The organism is Cellulophaga sp. RHA_52 (genome assembly GCF_007827205.1).
GTDB lineage: Bacteria > Bacteroidota > Bacteroidia > Flavobacteriales > Flavobacteriaceae > Cellulophaga > Cellulophaga lytica.
In genome coordinates this window covers 1250047-1267080 of record NZ_VIRZ01000001.1, presented here as the reverse complement: position 1 = coordinate 1267080, position 17034 = coordinate 1250047, and the positions used below count along the sequence as shown (strand labels likewise).

At 29.5% G+C, this 17034-nt stretch carries 21 protein-coding genes and 1 pseudogene; 20 read left to right on the top strand and 2 right to left on the bottom strand.

Annotated features, from left to right (window positions below; translation table 11 throughout):
- The first annotated feature begins 147 nt into the window (after window positions 1-147).
- The 19 genes and pseudogenes from JM80_RS05575 to JM80_RS05485 all read left to right on the top strand — a co-directional run bounded on the left by JM80_RS05575 (window position 148) and on the right by JM80_RS05485 (window position 14639).
- Window positions 148-873, top strand: a complete 726-nt coding sequence (locus tag JM80_RS05575) for a hypothetical protein (RefSeq protein ID WP_144709426.1) — start codon at window positions 148-150, stop codon at window positions 871-873.
- A gap of 149 nt (window positions 874-1022) precedes the next feature.
- Entirely contained in the window at window positions 1023-1832 is an 810-nt protein-coding gene (locus JM80_RS05570) for a leucine-rich repeat domain-containing protein (RefSeq protein ID WP_144709425.1), read from the top strand.
- 82 nt (window positions 1833-1914) lie between these two features.
- The gene (locus JM80_RS05565) at window positions 1915-2280 is read left to right on the top strand and encodes a DUF2750 domain-containing protein (RefSeq protein ID WP_144709424.1); all 366 of its coding nucleotides are present in this window, start codon (window positions 1915-1917) and stop codon (window positions 2278-2280) included.
- Window positions 2281-2435: 155 nt separating this feature from the next.
- Complete coding sequence (locus JM80_RS05560) at window positions 2436-3110, top strand: DUF4253 domain-containing protein (protein ID WP_144709423.1); 675 nt, start codon at window positions 2436-2438, stop codon at window positions 3108-3110.
- A gap of 291 nt (window positions 3111-3401) precedes the next feature.
- A pseudogene (locus JM80_RS16660) lies at window positions 3402-3522 on the top strand (DUF1275 family protein); the annotation flags it as partial.
- Window positions 3523-3795: 273 nt separating this feature from the next.
- Window positions 3796-4251 carry a membrane protein gene (locus JM80_RS05550; RefSeq protein WP_013620551.1) on the top strand — a complete coding sequence of 152 codons (456 nt, stop codon included), beginning with the start codon at window positions 3796-3798 and terminating at the stop codon, window positions 4249-4251.
- A 216-nt stretch (window positions 4252-4467) separates the two neighbouring features.
- The gene (locus JM80_RS05545; protein ID WP_144709422.1) at window positions 4468-5178 is read left to right on the top strand and encodes a DUF3592 domain-containing protein; all 711 of its coding nucleotides are present in this window, start codon (window positions 4468-4470) and stop codon (window positions 5176-5178) included.
- Window positions 5179-5258: 80 nt separating this feature from the next.
- Window positions 5259-5711, top strand: a complete 453-nt coding sequence (locus JM80_RS05540; RefSeq protein WP_144709421.1) for a hypothetical protein — start codon at window positions 5259-5261, stop codon at window positions 5709-5711.
- Window positions 5712-5724: 13 nt separating this feature from the next.
- Window positions 5725-6996 carry a hypothetical protein gene (locus JM80_RS05535; protein ID WP_144709420.1) on the top strand — a complete coding sequence of 424 codons (1272 nt, stop codon included), beginning with the start codon at window positions 5725-5727 and terminating at the stop codon, window positions 6994-6996.
- Window positions 6996-8735 (top strand): WG repeat-containing protein, encoded by a 1740-nt coding sequence (locus JM80_RS05530; RefSeq protein ID WP_144709419.1) that lies wholly within the window; start codon window positions 6996-6998, stop codon window positions 8733-8735. Before JM80_RS05535 ends, JM80_RS05530 begins: the two co-directional genes overlap by 1 nt.
- Window positions 8736-8737: 2 nt before the next feature.
- Window positions 8738-9586 carry an SH3 domain-containing protein gene (locus JM80_RS05525; protein WP_144709418.1) on the top strand — a complete coding sequence of 283 codons (849 nt, stop codon included), beginning with the start codon at window positions 8738-8740 and terminating at the stop codon, window positions 9584-9586.
- A 62-nt stretch (window positions 9587-9648) separates the two neighbouring features.
- Window positions 9649-10353, top strand: a complete 705-nt coding sequence (locus JM80_RS05520; protein ID WP_144709417.1) for a hypothetical protein — start codon at window positions 9649-9651, stop codon at window positions 10351-10353.
- Between the two features lie 31 nt (window positions 10354-10384).
- On the top strand, window positions 10385-10912 hold the full coding sequence (locus tag JM80_RS05515) for a hypothetical protein (protein WP_144709416.1): 528 nt from the start codon (window positions 10385-10387) through the stop codon (window positions 10910-10912).
- Window positions 10913-10934: 22 nt separating this feature from the next.
- Complete coding sequence (locus JM80_RS05510) at window positions 10935-11297, top strand: hypothetical protein (RefSeq protein WP_034645870.1); 363 nt, start codon at window positions 10935-10937, stop codon at window positions 11295-11297.
- An 18-nt stretch (window positions 11298-11315) separates the two neighbouring features.
- A complete protein-coding gene (locus tag JM80_RS05505; RefSeq protein ID WP_144709415.1) occupies window positions 11316-11927 on the top strand; it encodes a hypothetical protein in 612 nt (203 codons plus the stop codon).
- A gap of 36 nt (window positions 11928-11963) precedes the next feature.
- Window positions 11964-12503 carry a DinB family protein gene (locus tag JM80_RS05500; RefSeq protein ID WP_144709414.1) on the top strand — a complete coding sequence of 180 codons (540 nt, stop codon included), beginning with the start codon at window positions 11964-11966 and terminating at the stop codon, window positions 12501-12503.
- A gap of 133 nt (window positions 12504-12636) precedes the next feature.
- Window positions 12637-13200 (top strand): TetR/AcrR family transcriptional regulator, encoded by a 564-nt coding sequence (locus JM80_RS05495; protein ID WP_034645878.1) that lies wholly within the window; start codon window positions 12637-12639, stop codon window positions 13198-13200.
- Window positions 13201-13252: 52 nt separating this feature from the next.
- Entirely contained in the window at window positions 13253-13660 is a 408-nt protein-coding gene (locus JM80_RS05490) for a nuclear transport factor 2 family protein (protein ID WP_144709413.1), read from the top strand.
- A 1-nt stretch (window position 13661) separates the two neighbouring features.
- The gene (locus tag JM80_RS05485) at window positions 13662-14639 is read left to right on the top strand and encodes an alpha/beta fold hydrolase (RefSeq protein ID WP_144709412.1); all 978 of its coding nucleotides are present in this window, start codon (window positions 13662-13664) and stop codon (window positions 14637-14639) included.
- Between the two features lie 75 nt (window positions 14640-14714).
- On the opposite strand, the gene JM80_RS05480 is transcribed toward JM80_RS05485, so the two are convergent.
- Complete coding sequence (locus tag JM80_RS05480) at window positions 14715-15461, bottom strand: uroporphyrinogen-III synthase (protein WP_034645978.1); 747 nt, start codon at window positions 15459-15461, stop codon at window positions 14715-14717.
- Window positions 15462-15466: 5 nt separating this feature from the next.
- Window positions 15467-16120: a DUF4271 domain-containing protein gene (locus tag JM80_RS05475; protein ID WP_013620566.1), complete on the bottom strand. Its 654-nt coding sequence runs from the start codon at window positions 16118-16120 to the stop codon at window positions 15467-15469.
- 185 nt (window positions 16121-16305) lie between these two features.
- On the opposite strand from JM80_RS05475, the gene JM80_RS05470 reads away from it, so the two are divergent.
- Window positions 16306-17034, top strand: a complete 729-nt coding sequence (locus JM80_RS05470; protein ID WP_034645884.1) for a polyprenol monophosphomannose synthase — start codon at window positions 16306-16308, stop codon at window positions 17032-17034.

Genomic DNA, 17034 nt, shown 5'->3' with positions numbered 1-17034 from the left:
TATATTTATGAGGTCGCCAAATCTTATGGATTTAGCTTTGGAACAAGAAAAAATAAAACTAAACAATAAGCTTTAGCTTCGTGCGCAAACGGAAACGAAAGGTTTCCTTACTTCCGCACTAACCTTAGCCGAGCCGTTACCCAACATTTGAAAAAGACCTTTGAACATAACAACAAACTTCTAAAAATCCTCTTGAGGGAGAATATTTATTTTGTTATTGGTTTGACAATTATAGCACCTATTTATTATTATCTGAAAAAAGGAGAGCAATTTGTTTTGGACTTTTTGTTTGTCAAAATAATGTCTGTGTTTTTCTTAATCTACAATCTACCGAATTTCATTATTTATTTTAACTATTACAAAGAAAATAAGAATACGAAAATTAAGATTGATACAGAAAACAACAGCATCGAAATTGTCAAAAACGGAGTATCAAAACAATATGAAATAACGGAAATAAAATCTTCAATTTATCATTTAGGAATTTATTACAAAAATCGGATTGACAACGCAATGCGTTGGAAAATGATAAACTCTGACCTTGCATACTGGGATTTAGAATTTAATAATGGAGACAGATATTATATTTCAAACTTAATTGTGGACTTTCTGCACGACGAACCAATTGTGGAGAATACAAAATATAGATTTAGAATGTTTCAATACATTAACAAATCTGATTCTAAAGAAGCTTTAACTTTAAAACAAGAATTGGAAAAGCAAAAAGAAAAAAGTCTAACGGAAAAGTTTGTGGAAAAATTTAAAACAAAATCTGAAACGGAATTGAACGAAATTTTGAATAATAAATCTAAATATCAAAAAGAAGCTGTAAAAGCAGTTGAAATAATAATAGGAAATAAAAACGTTGGGTAACAACCTGTATAATTAATTGCTTTGGCAAGTGCTTATTTGGGAAATTCCTTCGGAATTTTCTCTCGTTCGTTTTTGTTTACTAAATTAGTTGCTAAAACACGCAACTAATCATATACATCAACGTTGAACTCAATTACAGAAAACTTTAAATGAAGGCACTAATTGTTGGAAAAGACCAGATAGCTGACACCTATTACCCCACCATAGCGGAATTGGATGAAGAGCAAACTTTTAAGGAGTGCGGAGATAGAGTCTTGGAAACAAACAACATTTTTATCTCCACTTTGGCTATGGATTTTCCTTCAGGCACTTCTTTAAAAAGAAGAAAGGAAATTGATGAACAATGGAAAGAAAAACTACCGCAACTTAGCCATATAAAAAGACTAAACCTTAGACATAAAGTAGACCAAGACTACTTTGATGTTATATGCAAAATGAAGAATTTAGAAGTTTTAAACATTTGGTCTTCTACCGTTACAGACATCGGATCAATTAAAAAACTAACGAAACTGAAAGCCTTGTATCTAAGTAATTTTTCAAGACTAGAAGATGTTTCACCATTAATTGAATTAAAATCATTAGAGAGTCTTTCAATTCTCGCGTCTTTTAAAGTTGCTAATTATGAATTAATTGGAAAAATGAAATGGTTAAAATCCTTGGAGCTTGGCGGGGACACATTTGCTCCAAAAAATTTAATACTACATAGTCTTGAACCTTTTACAAACTTAAATGAATTAATTGAACTTGATATGTCCTGTGCATCAATAAGAGACAAAAATTACAAACCAATTTTAGAACTCAAAAAACTAAAAAGACTTGATGCACACTGGAGAATGAAAAACCAGGAAAGGGAACTCCTGCAAAGTGAGCATCCATCACTACAATCTGGGTTCTTTGTTGCTTATGATTTTGTTAAAAATGAATTTAAAAATGGAATTGAATGGTGGATAGAAAAATAAGAACTGATTTTCGGCCACATAATAGTCATTAATCGTTAAAGTTTCATTCCGTTTCTCCTTAAAGCACCCTAAAAAATTAAATATGTCACAATCTGCTTCACAAGCCGCAATATTTTATAGAGATGTTGAGTCATCTAAAAAAGTATGGACTATAAAAGATAGCGGAGGTTTTCCTGCGCCAAAAAACAGAGACGGTATTAGAGCTATGCCATTTTGGTCTAGCAAATCTAGAGCAGAAATAATTATTAAAACAGTTAAGGCTTATGAAGGTTTTGAGCCCGTAGAGCTAGATTTAAATACGTTTTACAATTACTGGTTAAAAATATTAAAATCTCATAAACAACTAGTAGGCATAAATTGGAGCGGAAAAAAAGCTCTTGGTTATGACATACCGCCAGAACACATAATAAATTGGATTGATAAGATTAGAGATACTAAAAACATTTAATTTGTGTATTAATTTTAACCCAAGTACAAATTAAAATAGCGTATATTATGTTACTTTTAGTAATTGCTAATTGCAAAAACAAAAGCATCAATAATAGCTTTAATTTATAGGGCCTTACCACTTTTATACCATTACAAAGCAGTATTTATAAAATTATGAAACAATTTATATACGCATTACTCGTATTCTCCTTGATTGGTTGCAAACAAAATTCAACAGTTTTTTCTGAACCTGAGCTATTATTGTTTAAAAATATAGGGTTTAACAAAGAGGTTTTTATTGATTTGAAAAAAGCAACTACTGAAGATTTTTTTCGGTTTGAAATATCTGAACCTGGTTATGTTATAAACAAAAATGGAACAGAAAGCAAAACTGGAATTGAACAGTTAAACGGAATTTCATTTAAAATATCAGAAAATAGAGCGTACCAAATTATACTAGAAAATAAAGCAATATTAAAAAGCAAAGGGTATCAACTGTTTTTATCAGAAAGCGGATATCAAAGTCCTTCAACTGTATCTGTAATTAAATCTACAGACAAATTTGATATTCTTAGAGTTCAGAAAACAGATGGAATTAACTTTGACATAGATAACAATGATGTTGTAGAAAAACTTAAGGTTTGGGACAAGAATTATGGCATTGAAATATTAGGAGCCGATTATGATTGGGTTGCTTTAACTTTTAATAATAACATTAATGATGCTGCTGCCTTTGCTGCAGAAGTTTATGATTTTTGTCCGGATTCTGTAGACCAAGGAGTTGGGGAATTAAGTGAACTTGAAAGAATAATTAGAGATGAAAAACAACTTTTTTTGTGGTGGGATTAAAACAATAGAGAACATATTTTTTTATACATTGTAAAAAATTTAACTACACTAAAAACAGAATATGGCAGCTTAGGGCTATGGAGTATTTGATGACGATACTACATATGATTTTATCGATGAAATAATAACAGGTACGAAAACATTTTTAAATCTTGATTTTTAAAATACAATTAAATTTGATTATTTGAAATATGAACTACTTTACCCCTAAATGGAAAGGGAACATAGAGTACTTAATTAATAGATTTAAGCAAACTTTGTAACACATAATTTACCCAAATACAAGAGGGTTTGTTTTTTGCAATGGGACTTCAAAACTCATTTGTAACTAAAATTTCTAACGCTGTTGTAAGAACTACTCACCTTACAGGCTTATTCACCGATTTAGGAATTGAATTGTCTCAATTGTTTTTTTCTAAATCATATCCGCATCAGAATAAAAGAAACTATTAAACTACATATTTATATTATTTCCTTTTTCTTTTTAGGTGGTATATTTGGCGGCTTTTTGTACTCTAAAATGGAGTTTAAACTTAATACTTTATTTTTTCCAGCAATTGTGTTCTTAATGAGTTTATTTTACGATGATTTTAAATGTAGAATAAGAAAACGTATTACTTAACTTAAGTTCAGTATTTTTATTAGCTCTTTTCTGATCTTTGTGTTTGAAGAAAATGCAAAAAATATGAAACCTTTAATTGTACTTTTATCTAGTTTTACAATAATTTTGTTGGTTATAAAAATTATATATAATAAATATGATTTTGCATTATCAGCTAACATAGCAATGTCTGTAATGTTACTATTTACTGCTCTTGGGCATTTTGCATTTACCAAAGGAATGTCTTTAATGATACCCAAATATATTCCCTATAAAGAAACATTTGTTTATTTAACAGGAGTATTTGAAGTTATACTGGCCATAAGCCTTCTTATTCCCCGATATAAATATATTTCTGGATGGATATTAATTATTTTTCTTTTGTTAATGTTGCCTGCTAATATTTACGCTTCTTTAAACAAGGTAAACTATCAAAAAGGAACATTTGATGGAAATGGTATTAGTTATTTATGGTTTAGAGTTCCATTACAATTTTTATTTATCATCTGGACATATATTAGCACTGTTAAATACAATTAAAAAATACAGAACTAAGACTTGTGTTGCACACTAAAAGCTTCACAGCCAGCTGACAATACTTTCCACTTTATCAAATATATACTAAACCCACACGAATATATATTTACATAGTAAAGCACTCATATTAAGTACTAAGTTTGCTTTAGTTAGCAGTAATTTGTTGTTGCAATAACACTTGCTGCAACTAAACAGTAATAAATAACTAAACCACAAAAAATGAAAGCAATAAACATTGTTAAGTATGTATTTACAATAATAGGTATTGGTATGCTTGTAGGAGCATTTTTTGCGTTCCAAAGTACCAACAGTTTTTTACAAAATGCTACAGAAACACAAGGCATAGTAATACAAATGCTAGAGTCTAGTTCTAGTAGTTCTTCAGACAATTCTATAACATACAAACCTGTAGTAGAATTTACAGATAAAAATGGAGAACAGTTTCAGTTTACGTCTACTGTAAGCAGCAACCCTCCTAGTTACAGTGTTAATGAAAAAGTAGATGTAATTTACAGTCCAGATGCCCCCAACAAAGCTAAAATAAAAGGATTTTTCTCTCTTTGGGGTTTAAGCACTATACTTGGCGGTATGGGTTTAGTTTTTGCATTAATTGGTTTTGGTATTATAATATCTGGCATTAAGAAAAAGAAAATGCACAACCACCTAAAACTACACGGTACTAAAGTAGAGTCAGACTTTCAGAATGTAACTCTAAATACTTCTATTGCTGTTAATGGTAAAAACCCTTTTGTTGTGGTATCACAATGGTTAAACCCTAAAACATCTGAACTTCATATTTTTACTAGTGATAATATTTGGTTTGACCCTACAGACTTTATTAAAACAGAAAAAATAAATGTTTTAATAGACCGCGATAATCCTAAAAAGTATGTAGTAGACTTATCATTTTTACCAAAAGTAGCTGAGTAAAAAAGTCTTCAGGCTTTTTCTCTTAAAAATAACACTGATTAAAATTAGCTTACAAAAGAAAAAAATTAACAGATATAATTATGAAAAAACTAACCGTACTTCTGCTGCTTGTTAGCCTATTTGGACACGCACAAGTAGACTATAAAGGACTTGTAAAGAATATAGAGGATATTACTTTAGAGACTGATATAAAAGCTCATTTTAAAGGCTTACCGTTTACTGAAGAATATGGTGAAATTAAATTTAGTGATGAACGTTTTTTACGTTTTTATGGAGTTTTTGTAGATAAAGTAAAAATAAATGCGAGCTATGGAGGCAAAAGAATAACTATGCATTTTTTTGATGAAATATCTAATTTCAATAAACTTAAAACTAAACTAACAGAATTGTATGGTAATCCTAATACTAACCAAAGTAGTAGTTCTGCTTATTACGAGTGGAAAACAGATAACAAAAGCCTAATGCTAAGAGTTAATACCGAAGATGGCTTATTTACAGAATTTGATGAACTGGTAGTAACATTATTCCATTAAAAAATTACACGTAATGAAAAACATAATAACAGTTCTAGTTTTATCAATTTATACAACACTTGTTTCTTGTGATAGTGTTGCTACTCCTAGATATGACTTTGCAGAAGTTAAATCTAGCTCACAAACAAAGGCGTTAATTGCTAAAATGATATTAGAAAACAAAGAAGAAAATATAGATAGCACATCTAGCTTTATAGACCTTACCTTAAAAGGGATGCACTACGCAGATGTTCCTATAAAAAGTGCCTTAATCACAAACAGTTACACTTTACTTACTACTGACACTGTTAATTTTTCTGGAAAGAAAATACTTGAAGTTTTGGAAGCCGAAAAAGGGTTAACAAACCAAACTAACAGCTATAGTGATGATGTTGAATTTGAATGGAAAGATGAAATTGAAACTAAAAAACTAGAAGTTAATTTTGTAAATGGCAAACATTTAGCTGCTTTTGGTAATAAAGATTATGGCAAGTTAACTATTACTTACAACCCTGTATACACCATACCGTTAGCAAAAATACACAGTAAGGTTAAGGTTTTTAACACAGCGCCTAAATACGTACTAAATATTAAGTCGTACAACAGTGTTTTTGATATTAGTATAAATGATGTTAGTATTGCCACAGATACAGACTCAGATACTTTTAATTTAAACAACTACATTACTGGTCCAAATTCTTCAATAAAATTAACTGCTAAAACAGAAGATAAAACCATAAAAAAAGAACCAAATACATATTATGAAGATCCTAGTTTTTCAATACAAATTATAGATAACAGTACAAATGAAGTTGTTAAAAGTATAGAAAAAACAAGTATTAGAAATAATATTCCAGTAAACCTTAAAATAGACTTTAACTCCACATTACCATACTACCCAGAAGCTTGGACAAATGGTACAGATTTAAGAAACAGCAAGGATTTAAAAGAAAAAGTAATTGCATTATACACCAAATTAGGAAATGCCATTTTAGCAAATGATGAGCAAGCTATTAACGACTTGTTTTATCAAAAAGATTTTGAAATACAACAGCTAGATTTTGATACTAATTTTGAAACCGCACGTACCAAGTGGGAAGCCTACTTAACTATGTTACTAAATACGTATAAGTACACGTTAGCAAAGGATTTTGATATTGAATTTAATGCTGGTGGTAAATTAATTTATACTTACGCTAAAGACAAATCTGATATGATCATTTTAACCGGCAAAAATTACGATGATGCCTTTAATCATTTTTTATACCAACCTAAAGGTACTAACGAGCTAAAAATAATACGATAATGAAAAAAATACTATATATAATTACGGCACTTTTAGCTATTGTTAGTTGTAACAAAACTCAACCAAAAAACAATACCGAGTTAAATGAGTTTATATCTGCTTTAGACAATAAACCCTTAGATGAAATTAAAGAAGAAGTAAACTCAAATATTAAACAATTTGAGTCTATGGCTAAATTATTTAGTGGCTCTTTTTCTAATGATATTAAAACAATTGACAAAGAAGACGAAAAGTATGAAGAACCTTTTAAAGTAGATACTACAGGGGTACACAAAGCTCTTAATCAGTTTAAAAATGTGACGTTTTCACAAACGTATAGCGATTATAAAAGTGATTTGCAATTTGTAGGTACTAATAATGATAATAAAAACCCTATAAAGCTTGGCCAAGGTGTTACACAAACATTCATACCTAAAAAAATATACTACCATGATGGCGAGGTTCGCACAGATAGTATTGAAGATTATGGGTTAGATTTTCATTTTACTGAAAAATGGGGAAAAGCCAAAGCTATAGACAGCATAGATATTACATTTAAAGTAGATTATATTAAAGATTATGATGTAGTTGAAATTTCATCAGACAACCCAACAGTGCAATATAAAGGCGGAGAAATTAACTTTGTAAAAGCAGAAGGCAATTATATTTATTTTACATTGAGTGATACTATTGCTTCTCCTATAAAAGTACAAGGCCATAATGAAGAAGGTAAAGTCTTAGACCGCAGCGGATACTCTAACAACGGTGTAGCTCCTGACGAACAAGAAGATATACTTACAGAAATGTTAGGGTACTTTAAAAAACTACAAAAAAAATTAAATGATGATGATTTTAAAGATACTGCAGAATTACAAGAGTATTTAAAAGACAACCTATCTAGTATAGATTTTTTTAACGATAATGATGGTATTTTTCATAAGCAATATTACTACTATGGTACTGTAAAAAGCGTAAAGTTATTTTTTAAAAAAGATACAAAAACCGAGGAAACAACATTTACAGCATACAACTACCAACCAATTAAAGAAAATGATGCACTAGTTGCTATGCAAACAGAGAATGCAATTGTATTTATAGACAGTAATGGAGAACCAAAAATAACAATACAAGGGGTTGGAGGTTTAGAAAATATAGGAGGTAATTTTTATGAAGATTACAATCACTTTTATCACTTAAATAAAGCTGAAGAAAAATTAGATACACTTTTAGTTTACAGTGTAGAGGCTTTTAGTAACGGCCTTATTGGTATACTACCAGAACAAGAAAGTGATAATTATACGCTTGTTACTCAAAATAACAAACCAATAGGGTCTAATTTATACTGGCAAATTAAAGAAGTTGGCAATTTGTTATTTGGAATTACTTATGACAACAAATACTACCTATTAGATGAAAATGCTAACGCCACCCTACTACCTGGCATACATAAAATATATAATAACTTAGCTGATGACAGAATTATGGTTAGTAACACCAACTCTAAAATAGGGTTTATAAATAACAAGGGAAAGTTAGTAATTCCTTTTAAGTATGCTGATGCTAAAGACTTTGAAGACGGTATTACTGTAGTAGAATTTAATAATACATATAAATTTATTGACACAAATGGAAAAGTATTAGTAGATACTAAAGAAGATGATTTAGACTTTTTAAAAGAAGACGAAAACAAAAAAAGAATTTATAGTTTTAATTACGGTAAAGTAAAATACAACTACAAAGGAGAAGTAATAGAGGAATAAATATGAAAAAATTTGCATTAACCTTTATAATTTTTATTCAAATTATACCTCTTTGTGCTCAAAACAATTTGTTTGTTACTGCCAAGAGTGGCTTAAACGTTAGGGAAAATTCTAGTTTGGACGCTAAAAAAATAGGAAAATTTAATTATGCCGAAAAAGTAGCGGTATTACATAAAACAGACCTATTTTTTGAAGTAACTGACGACGGAAAAAAAATAAAAGGACAATGGTACAAAGTAACCGGTAAGTCTGACAGTAACAAAGAGCTTACCGGCTATGTTTTTAGTGGTTTTTTATCCCTGCCAAAACAAAAGGATACGTTTAATTTTCTTCATTATAACGACAATTTTGATTACCCTGTTATAGGAGCCTCAAAAGGAAAATCTTTCTACGGCTTTATTAATACCGAAGAAGGTCGCAGCTATTTAAAAGGAGATAGTATTGAAATTGAATGGGAAACTGGTGTTGTTTATATTGCTGGTGACGGTGACAGAAAACAACTAGCTGATTTTATTGTTACTACTAAAAAAATTAAAAATGGTAAAATTGCTGACTTTAGAGAGGCTTATAAAAAAGAAATAAAATACACTTATACAAATAACTACACGCAAGATTATTTAGATAAGCTTTATCTTGAGGTTGAAAATTATATAGTCAATTCTAAAAATGAATTGATTATAAAAATAATAGAAGACAAAGAACAGTTAGCCTACAGTATAGAAGAAAAAACAATAAATGGTAAAGATTTAACTGTAATAGGAATTTATAAATCCTTTGAAGGAAGAACAATTACAATACAATGGCTATCTTATTACCCTAAGTTTCCAAAGTTGTATGAGATAGACTTATAAAACTATCATCAATTAAACCAAAGTACTACTACCTATTAACTACTTTTAATAATTTTAGTTTTATGAAATGTGTAATTAGAATTGTATTTTTATTAACGTCTCTAAGTTTATTTAGTCAAGATTTTAGTGACATTAAAACTAGAATTGGCTTATTAAAAACTACTGCTAATTTTAAGGTAGACTCTACAGGTATTTCTAAAATACCAATACCAACATATTATTGCAACACTAATGACACAGAAAACAATTGGCACGTACAAGACCTAAATAATGATGGCTTAAAAGACCTTATATTTTCAGGAACGTGTCAACCATATCATCAAACAGCAATATTTTTAAATAGTAAAAAAGGATTTCAGTTAGTATATGATGCTCCTGGTAAAATACTATCAATAACAAGTACTACAAATGGTACAGAAATAAATAGTTACAATCCCAGTTGCTGTTGTGAGTATTATTCTAACTTAATTAAAGTAACTATTAACAATACATCTGCTATTAAGGAAAGTACAATATCATTTCATGACAAAACAACTATTACAGCATCAAACAAATTATATGCTAAAACAGTATCCGGAATTTTAAGAAGTACACCAGTAGTAGATGATGTTACAAAAAAAGATCCTTGTACAGCTGAAGAAAAAACTGGAAATAGAATAGGAATTGTAGAAAATGAGTCTGCAATAGTTGTAAACCAAGAAAAAAATTGGCTTTTGGTTTTTATTAAACAGAATGGATCCTACGCTGTTGGCTGGATAAAAAAATAACACACTTAAAAAATTGCATAAACTGTTAAAAATGAAATCGTTTAAATTACTTTTTTACATACTACCATTTTGCTTTTTTGCTTGTAACTTATCTAGCAAAAAAAATACTGCCCAAAGCAATGGTAATATTGATGCAGCGTTAGAGCAAAAATCTAAAATAGATTCATCAAGCATAGAAATTACAGTAGAACGTGGCGCTTTTCATTATGATAAGTTTGTACTTAAAGACACTTTAATCACTTTTTATCCATCTAAAGAAAATATAGGAGTAGATAACAGTAATTACAATCAAATTTCTAAAAAAATCATTAGCGTACAGACCAGAAATAATTTTGTGAAAAAGATTCTTAATGATGATTTTTTTAAACTTAAAAACTTCTACGCTAGCAACACAACTTGCAATAGCCACTTAACGGTTACGGTTAAATTTAACAACCAATTAAAAAAAGTAGTTTCTGAAGATTTTGATAGGGAATGCCCTGAGCTTCTAAAGTATATTGAAAAGGAGATTATTAGAATGCATAGTAAGGAATTAAAACGATTTTTATTGCCTGGATAAAACAGAAAGTCATAATGTTAAAATGAAATCAAAAACTATACATATATTACTTTCAATTTCAATTACGGTTGTAGTAATTTGGTTTCTTCTAAAACCAAATTATACATATTACAAAACAGAAATAATAAAAGGTAAAGACTTACAGGTGGTTATTTATGTACAAAACAACTTTAGTCACTTTGGTTTTTCTAGTCAAAACGGTCATAAATTAGCCTACATAGAACTACAAAATTTAGACGGAAATACTTTAGCTAAACAAAGCCTATTTAATAGGTGTGAGGTTCTAATAGAAGAAATAAATCCATTTGTAGAAAACAACAAACTATACTTTACCAAGTTTAGCTATATAAATTTGTTAGATTATAGCTATTATTGTTTTAAGTAAATATCTTACTTATTTAAAATGAAACCAATTACAGTTAACTGGACAATAAATTTGCCTAATGAAAGCCAAATACAGAAAATGTGGCAAGAGTTGGTTTTTGATGTTATTGACGAAGAATTTGAGTTTATAAACTTAGTAAAAGATAACGTTGGCGGCGATGTTTATTTTAAGGGATTTAAGTTTCATGAAAATGAAATATTTGATTGGTTTTGCTCTCGCGGAAGATTAGACGAAATTGACTTTTATAATAATTTTTTACTTTCTGATAAAGTTCTTAAAACCTTTAATAATGAAAATAATTCTGAAAAAAGGGCTTTTAAAATTGATAAAGAACCAAATTTTGATACTAAAGATGGTTTTGTAATTGATGGAGAACTTGCTGCGTTACTATTTCATGGAGGCGCATACGGCTCTCAATACAAAAAAGAACCTAAGCAAATTAAAGAAAAAGCACGGTTATTTTGCTCGCAGTTGTTTTATGAAAAATACAGTTATGATTATGTTAGGTATTACACCTCTAGCACTGCGTGGAATACGTGGTTTATAGATTTTATTATAGATTATACGTATTTGATAGTTTGTATGGAAACAAGAACAATTTGGATATTAGCATATACAGACACCGATTAATTTAGTAACTTGTTGCATATCAAAAAACTATATAATATGAGAAAAACTCTCACTCTTGTTCTTCTAATTTCTTGTTTTGTAAAACCTTTATTTGCACAAACCAACAAGACTTTTATAAAAGAATATTTAGAACGTTTAGAAACTTCTAAAAAGTATTTAATTCTTGTTGCAGAAACAATGCCTAACGATAAATATATTTTTAAACCAACACCAGATTCTATGAGTTTTGCAGAGCATTTAATGCACATTGCTTGGGCTATGGATTGGCATAGCCAATCTTTAATGGGTGGTAGAGATGCTAGAAATTGGGAAACAGATACAGAGCTTAAAATAGGTAACAAATCTAAAGAAGAAATGATTACCACAATTAGCAATACTTTTGACGTTACTAGTGCTTTTATTTCTGAATTTGATACAAAAAAGCTAGATGAAAGACTTGACTATTTTGGAGCCAACAGAACCAAAAGACAAATTTTATTACTACTCACAGATCATATTACGCACCATAGAGCTCAAATGCTAGTTTATATGCGTTTAAACGGATTAAAGCCTCCAAGGTATGTATTGTACCAATAAAATTAATTTTAGTTCTTAACATTTGTGACAGTACATTAATAGAAAGACAAAAAAATACAATGATAACATTTAAAATTATGTTAAATATTTTACCAATCGTTCGGTAATTAAAAAAATATATTACATTTGCCCTATGAGACCACAAAAAGTATTAGACAAAGAAATATTAAACGGCTTAACTAAAATTTTTAGATCTAGAGGATATGAAGGTGCTAGTTTAAAAGAATTATCTGATGCTACTGGTTTAAAAAAAGCAAGTCTTTACCATAGGTTTCCTAACGGCAAACAAGAGATGGCAGACGCTGTTTTAGTACATTTAGAAGAGTGGATTAACACCAATGTTTTTCATACGCTTTTAGACACCAACTTAACACCTACAGTCCGTTTAAAAAAAGGATTATTGGCCATACGTGAATTGTATGATGGTGGAGATGCCATTTGTATATTTAGAGCACTATCTATGCAAGCTGGTATAGAGTTGTTTGAAGCGCAAATAAATAAAGGGATGACACAGTGGTTGTCTGCTTTTAAAGAAATAGGTATTGCCCTAAGCTTTACATCAGAAGAAGCTGAAAAAAAAGCTATGCAAGTACTAATACAAATACAAGGTTGCCTAATTGTAACAAAGGGCTTAGGTGATTTGTCAGTTTTTGAAAACACAATGCAAAACATAGAAAATAGTTACTTAAAAAGATAAAAAAATTTAAATTAATATTTTACCGAATGTTCGGTAATTTAAATAAATAATTATGAAAAAAAACCCATTACCTCCCTTTACCCAAGAAACAGCCATACAAAAGGTACAATTAGCAGAAGATGCTTGGAACAGTAAAGACCCCATTAAAGTATCTATGGCATATACCCTTAATACAGAATGGCGTAATAGAACCAGTTTTATTAATGGTAGAAAAGAGGTGCAAGAGTTTTTAAAAAACAAATGGATAAAAGAGCATAACTATAAATTAAAAAAAGAGCTCTGGAGCTTTAATGAAAATAAAATTGCCGTTAGGTTTATTTACGAGTATCAAAGTAATAATGGACAATGGTACAGAGCTTACGGAAATGAAAATTGGGAATTTGACGAAAACGGATTAATGCAAAAACGCTATGCAAGTATTAATGATTTGCAAATAAATAAAAACGAAAGAATAATATAAAATGAGAAAATTACAACTAGTGCCCTTGTTATTATTAATGTTAATAACTGCCTGCAAGGATAAAACAGAAACAACAAGCAGTAAAAAAAATGTAGAAACTATAAAAAATAAAAAAATGAATAATGTAAAATACAAAACGGAAAATGTAAATGGTGTGAAAATTGCTTATAGAGAAGCAGGAGACAGTAACAACCCAACAATAGTACTATTACACGGGTTTCCGTCTTCTTCTCATCAATACAGAAAAGTATTAAACCAGCTATCAAATGAGTACTATTTAATAGCTCCAGACTATCCTGGTTTTGGAAATAGTGATTTTCCTTCACAAAAAGAATATGAGTATACTTTTGACAATATTGCTAAAACAATAAATTCATTTTTAGAGCAAAAATCTATAACAAATTACGCTATTATGATACAAGATTATGGCGCACCTATAGGATTTAGAATAGCAACAGCAAACCCAGATAGAATAACCGCCATAATTAACCAAAATGGTAATGCTTATGAAGAAGGTTTAGGTGAAGCTTGGAAAACTACAAAAGAGTTTTGGGCTAACAGAAATGAAACTACAGAAAATGCATTACTACCATCATTTTCCTTAGAAGGTTTAGAATGGCAATACACGCACGGCACCAGAAATTCAGAAAATATAAATCCAGATACTTGGCATTTAGACTACCTTAGATTATCTAGACAAAATGCGCATACTGTAAATTTAGATTTGTTTTATGATTATCAAAATAATATAAAACTATACCCTAAATGGCAACAATATTTAAGAGACAACCAACCTCCATTATTAATTGTTTGGGGTAAAAATGACGCATTCTTTCCTGAAAGTGGAGCAGAAGCATTTAAAAAAGATGTAAAAAATATAGATTACAATATCTACAATACCGGTCACTTTGCTCTAGAAGAAGATGCAGATAAAATTATACCAAAAATGAGATCTTTTTTACATAGTTTAAAAAAATAACATTTTAGTATTGTATAAATTGCAATAAAAAAAGCCTCATTAAAAAATGAGGCTTTTGCGTATAACGTATTGTTTTTATTTTTTATTTGCAGTAGTAATGTACTTCTGTAAAGCCATTGTCATAGATGGCGTTTCTGGTGTTGGCGCAAGTATATCTATACGTAAACCAGCATCTGTAGCAGCATTAACTGTTGTATTTCCGTAAACAGCTATTTTAGTATCATTCTGTTCAAAGTCAGGAAAATTCTTTAATAAAGATTCAATTCCAGACGGACTAAAGAAAACAAGTATATCATAATACACATCTCTTAAGTCAGACAAATCACTAATTACTGTTTTGTAAAAAATAGCTCTCTTCCAATCCAAACCAAGACCATCCAATGTTTCAGGAACAATTGGCTTTAATACATCTGAAGAAGGTAAAAGAAATTTTTCTGTTTTATACTTTTTTAACAACGGGGCTAAATCTGCAAACATTCTTTTACCAACATATATTTTACGTTTACGGTAAACTACATATTTCTGAAGATAGTAAGCCACAGCCTCAGACTGGCAAAAGTACTTCATAGAATCTGGCACTTTAAAACGCATTTCTTCTGCTATTCTAAAAAAGTGATCTACAGAATTTCTACTCGTTAGCACTATTGCTGTAAAGTTATTTAAATCAATTTTTTGCTGACGCACTGTTTTAGCATCAACTCCCTCTACATGTATAAACGGTCTAAAATCTACTTTTAACTTCTCCTTTTCAATAAGTCTTGAATAGGGAGAGTTCTCCATTTTAGGTTCTGGTTGAGAAACCAAAATCGTTTTTATCTTCATAGACATCAATATTTTAGGTAACTACCTATTATCACAAAAGGTGAAATTTCGAGTGCGCAAAGGTACAAAATAAAATAGAAAAAATTAACTGTAATGAAATTTCGATGAATTCTTAGCAGATTAACCCAACCAATGCACAGTACAACGATAAACAAAACCAGCGCCAAATAAGCAACTAGCTCAGAATATGGTGTAATATATGTAAGAAAAATATTAGCGACAAACAACACTAATCCGCTGTAATTTTGATAAGAAACTTTATTAAAAACTATATGAACTATTGCTGTTTCGGCGTTAAAAATAAAACTATTAATAAATTGTAATACTAATTTTACTACAACAAATAAACTAATAATTGCAAAAATATAAAGGTAATTTATAGGAGTAAGCGTACCTCCTATTTTAAAAATACTAAGCAAATAATAAACAAACAAAGCTACATTTAACCATAAAAAAACGCTCCATAAAACATTAAACCAGTTAAATAAAATATGTTTTTTACTATGTAAAAAAATGTATTTGTTATTAAATGGTAGCGCTACAAAATTTATAAACTTATGGTAAAAAAAAGTTTTGCTTAAAACCAACACAAAAAGACTAACCACAAATATGGCGGTAACCCAATCTACATTATTAAAAACCCTTGTTATAGATTCCATTTTTCTTTTTGTATACGTATAATTGGCACAAAACTACAAATTAATACTTAGACCAACTTTATTAATTAATACGTGTTAAAACTTAAAAAAGACGCAATACTATTGTAAATAAATCATAAAACGCACTTTGGGTTTTACCACTAAAATTTAAATAGTACTTTTGTGCATTCAATACTAAAAAAAGAATGACAGATAGCTTAGTTATAATTCCTACTTTTAATGAGATAGAAAATATAGAGGCTATTATTAATGCCGTTTTTGCATTAAAAAAAGAATTTCATATTCTTATTGTAGATGATAACTCCCCAGACGGTACTTCACAAAAAGTAATAGAACTACAGGCACAATTTAAACACAAACTGTTTTTAGAAGTACGTAAAGAAAAAGCAGGTTTAGGAACCGCATACATACACGGTTTTAAATGGGCAATTGCTCATAAATACGACTATATTTTTGAAATGGATGCAGATTTTTCTCATTCTCCAAAAGATTTAATGAACCTTTACAATGCTTGTATTGCTGGTGCAGACTTAGCCATTGGCTCTAGGTATGTAAAAGGTATTAATGTTGTAAATTGGCCTTTGTTTAGAATATTGCTTTCTTATGGCGCATCATTTTATGTAAAAATGATAACTGGTATGCGTGTAGATGACCCAACCGCTGGCTTTATTTGTTATAAAAGAAAAGTATTAGAAAACCTAAGTTTAGATACGGTCCGTTTTATCGGGTACGCTTTTCAAATAGAAATGAAATTTAGAGCACATTTAAAAGGCTTTAAAATACAAGAAGTACCTATTGTTTTTACAGATAGAGTACGCGGAAAATCTAAGATGAGTTCTTCAATTATTGGCGAAGCTGTTTTTGGAGTAATAAAAATGAAATACATAAGCTTGTTTCAAAAAAACAAATTTTAA

Excerpts from the sequence above, each read along its gene's own strand:
- JM80_RS05570 (WP_144709425.1), top strand. The coding sequence starts at position 1,023 with ATGAAGGCACTAATTGTTGGAAAAGACCAGATAGCTGACACCTATTAC.
- JM80_RS05565 (WP_144709424.1), top strand. The coding sequence starts at position 1,915 with ATGTCACAATCTGCTTCACAAGCCGCAATATTTTATAGAGATGTTGAG.
- JM80_RS05560 (WP_144709423.1), top strand. The coding sequence starts at position 2,436 with ATGAAACAATTTATATACGCATTACTCGTATTCTCCTTGATTGGTTGC.
- JM80_RS05550 (WP_013620551.1), top strand. The coding sequence starts at position 3,796 with ATGAAACCTTTAATTGTACTTTTATCTAGTTTTACAATAATTTTGTTG.
- JM80_RS05545 (WP_144709422.1), top strand. The coding sequence starts at position 4,468 with ATGAAAGCAATAAACATTGTTAAGTATGTATTTACAATAATAGGTATT.
- JM80_RS05540 (WP_144709421.1), top strand. The coding sequence starts at position 5,259 with ATGAAAAAACTAACCGTACTTCTGCTGCTTGTTAGCCTATTTGGACAC.
- JM80_RS05535 (WP_144709420.1), top strand. The coding sequence starts at position 5,725 with ATGAAAAACATAATAACAGTTCTAGTTTTATCAATTTATACAACACTT.
- JM80_RS05530 (WP_144709419.1), top strand. The coding sequence starts at position 6,996 with ATGAAAAAAATACTATATATAATTACGGCACTTTTAGCTATTGTTAGT.
- JM80_RS05525 (WP_144709418.1), top strand. The coding sequence starts at position 8,738 with ATGAAAAAATTTGCATTAACCTTTATAATTTTTATTCAAATTATACCT.
- JM80_RS05520 (WP_144709417.1), top strand. The coding sequence starts at position 9,649 with ATGAAATGTGTAATTAGAATTGTATTTTTATTAACGTCTCTAAGTTTA.
- JM80_RS05515 (WP_144709416.1), top strand. The coding sequence starts at position 10,385 with ATGAAATCGTTTAAATTACTTTTTTACATACTACCATTTTGCTTTTTT.
- JM80_RS05510 (WP_034645870.1), top strand. The coding sequence starts at position 10,935 with ATGAAATCAAAAACTATACATATATTACTTTCAATTTCAATTACGGTT.
- JM80_RS05505 (WP_144709415.1), top strand. The coding sequence starts at position 11,316 with ATGAAACCAATTACAGTTAACTGGACAATAAATTTGCCTAATGAAAGC.
- JM80_RS05500 (WP_144709414.1), top strand. The coding sequence starts at position 11,964 with ATGAGAAAAACTCTCACTCTTGTTCTTCTAATTTCTTGTTTTGTAAAA.
- JM80_RS05495 (WP_034645878.1), top strand. The coding sequence starts at position 12,637 with ATGAGACCACAAAAAGTATTAGACAAAGAAATATTAAACGGCTTAACT.
- JM80_RS05490 (WP_144709413.1), top strand. The coding sequence starts at position 13,253 with ATGAAAAAAAACCCATTACCTCCCTTTACCCAAGAAACAGCCATACAA.
- JM80_RS05485 (WP_144709412.1), top strand. The coding sequence starts at position 13,662 with ATGAGAAAATTACAACTAGTGCCCTTGTTATTATTAATGTTAATAACT.
- JM80_RS05480 (WP_034645978.1), bottom strand. The coding sequence starts at position 15,461 with ATGAAGATAAAAACGATTTTGGTTTCTCAACCAGAACCTAAAATGGAG.
- JM80_RS05475 (WP_013620566.1), bottom strand. The coding sequence starts at position 16,120 with ATGGAATCTATAACAAGGGTTTTTAATAATGTAGATTGGGTTACCGCC.
- JM80_RS05470 (WP_034645884.1), top strand. The coding sequence starts at position 16,306 with ATGACAGATAGCTTAGTTATAATTCCTACTTTTAATGAGATAGAAAAT.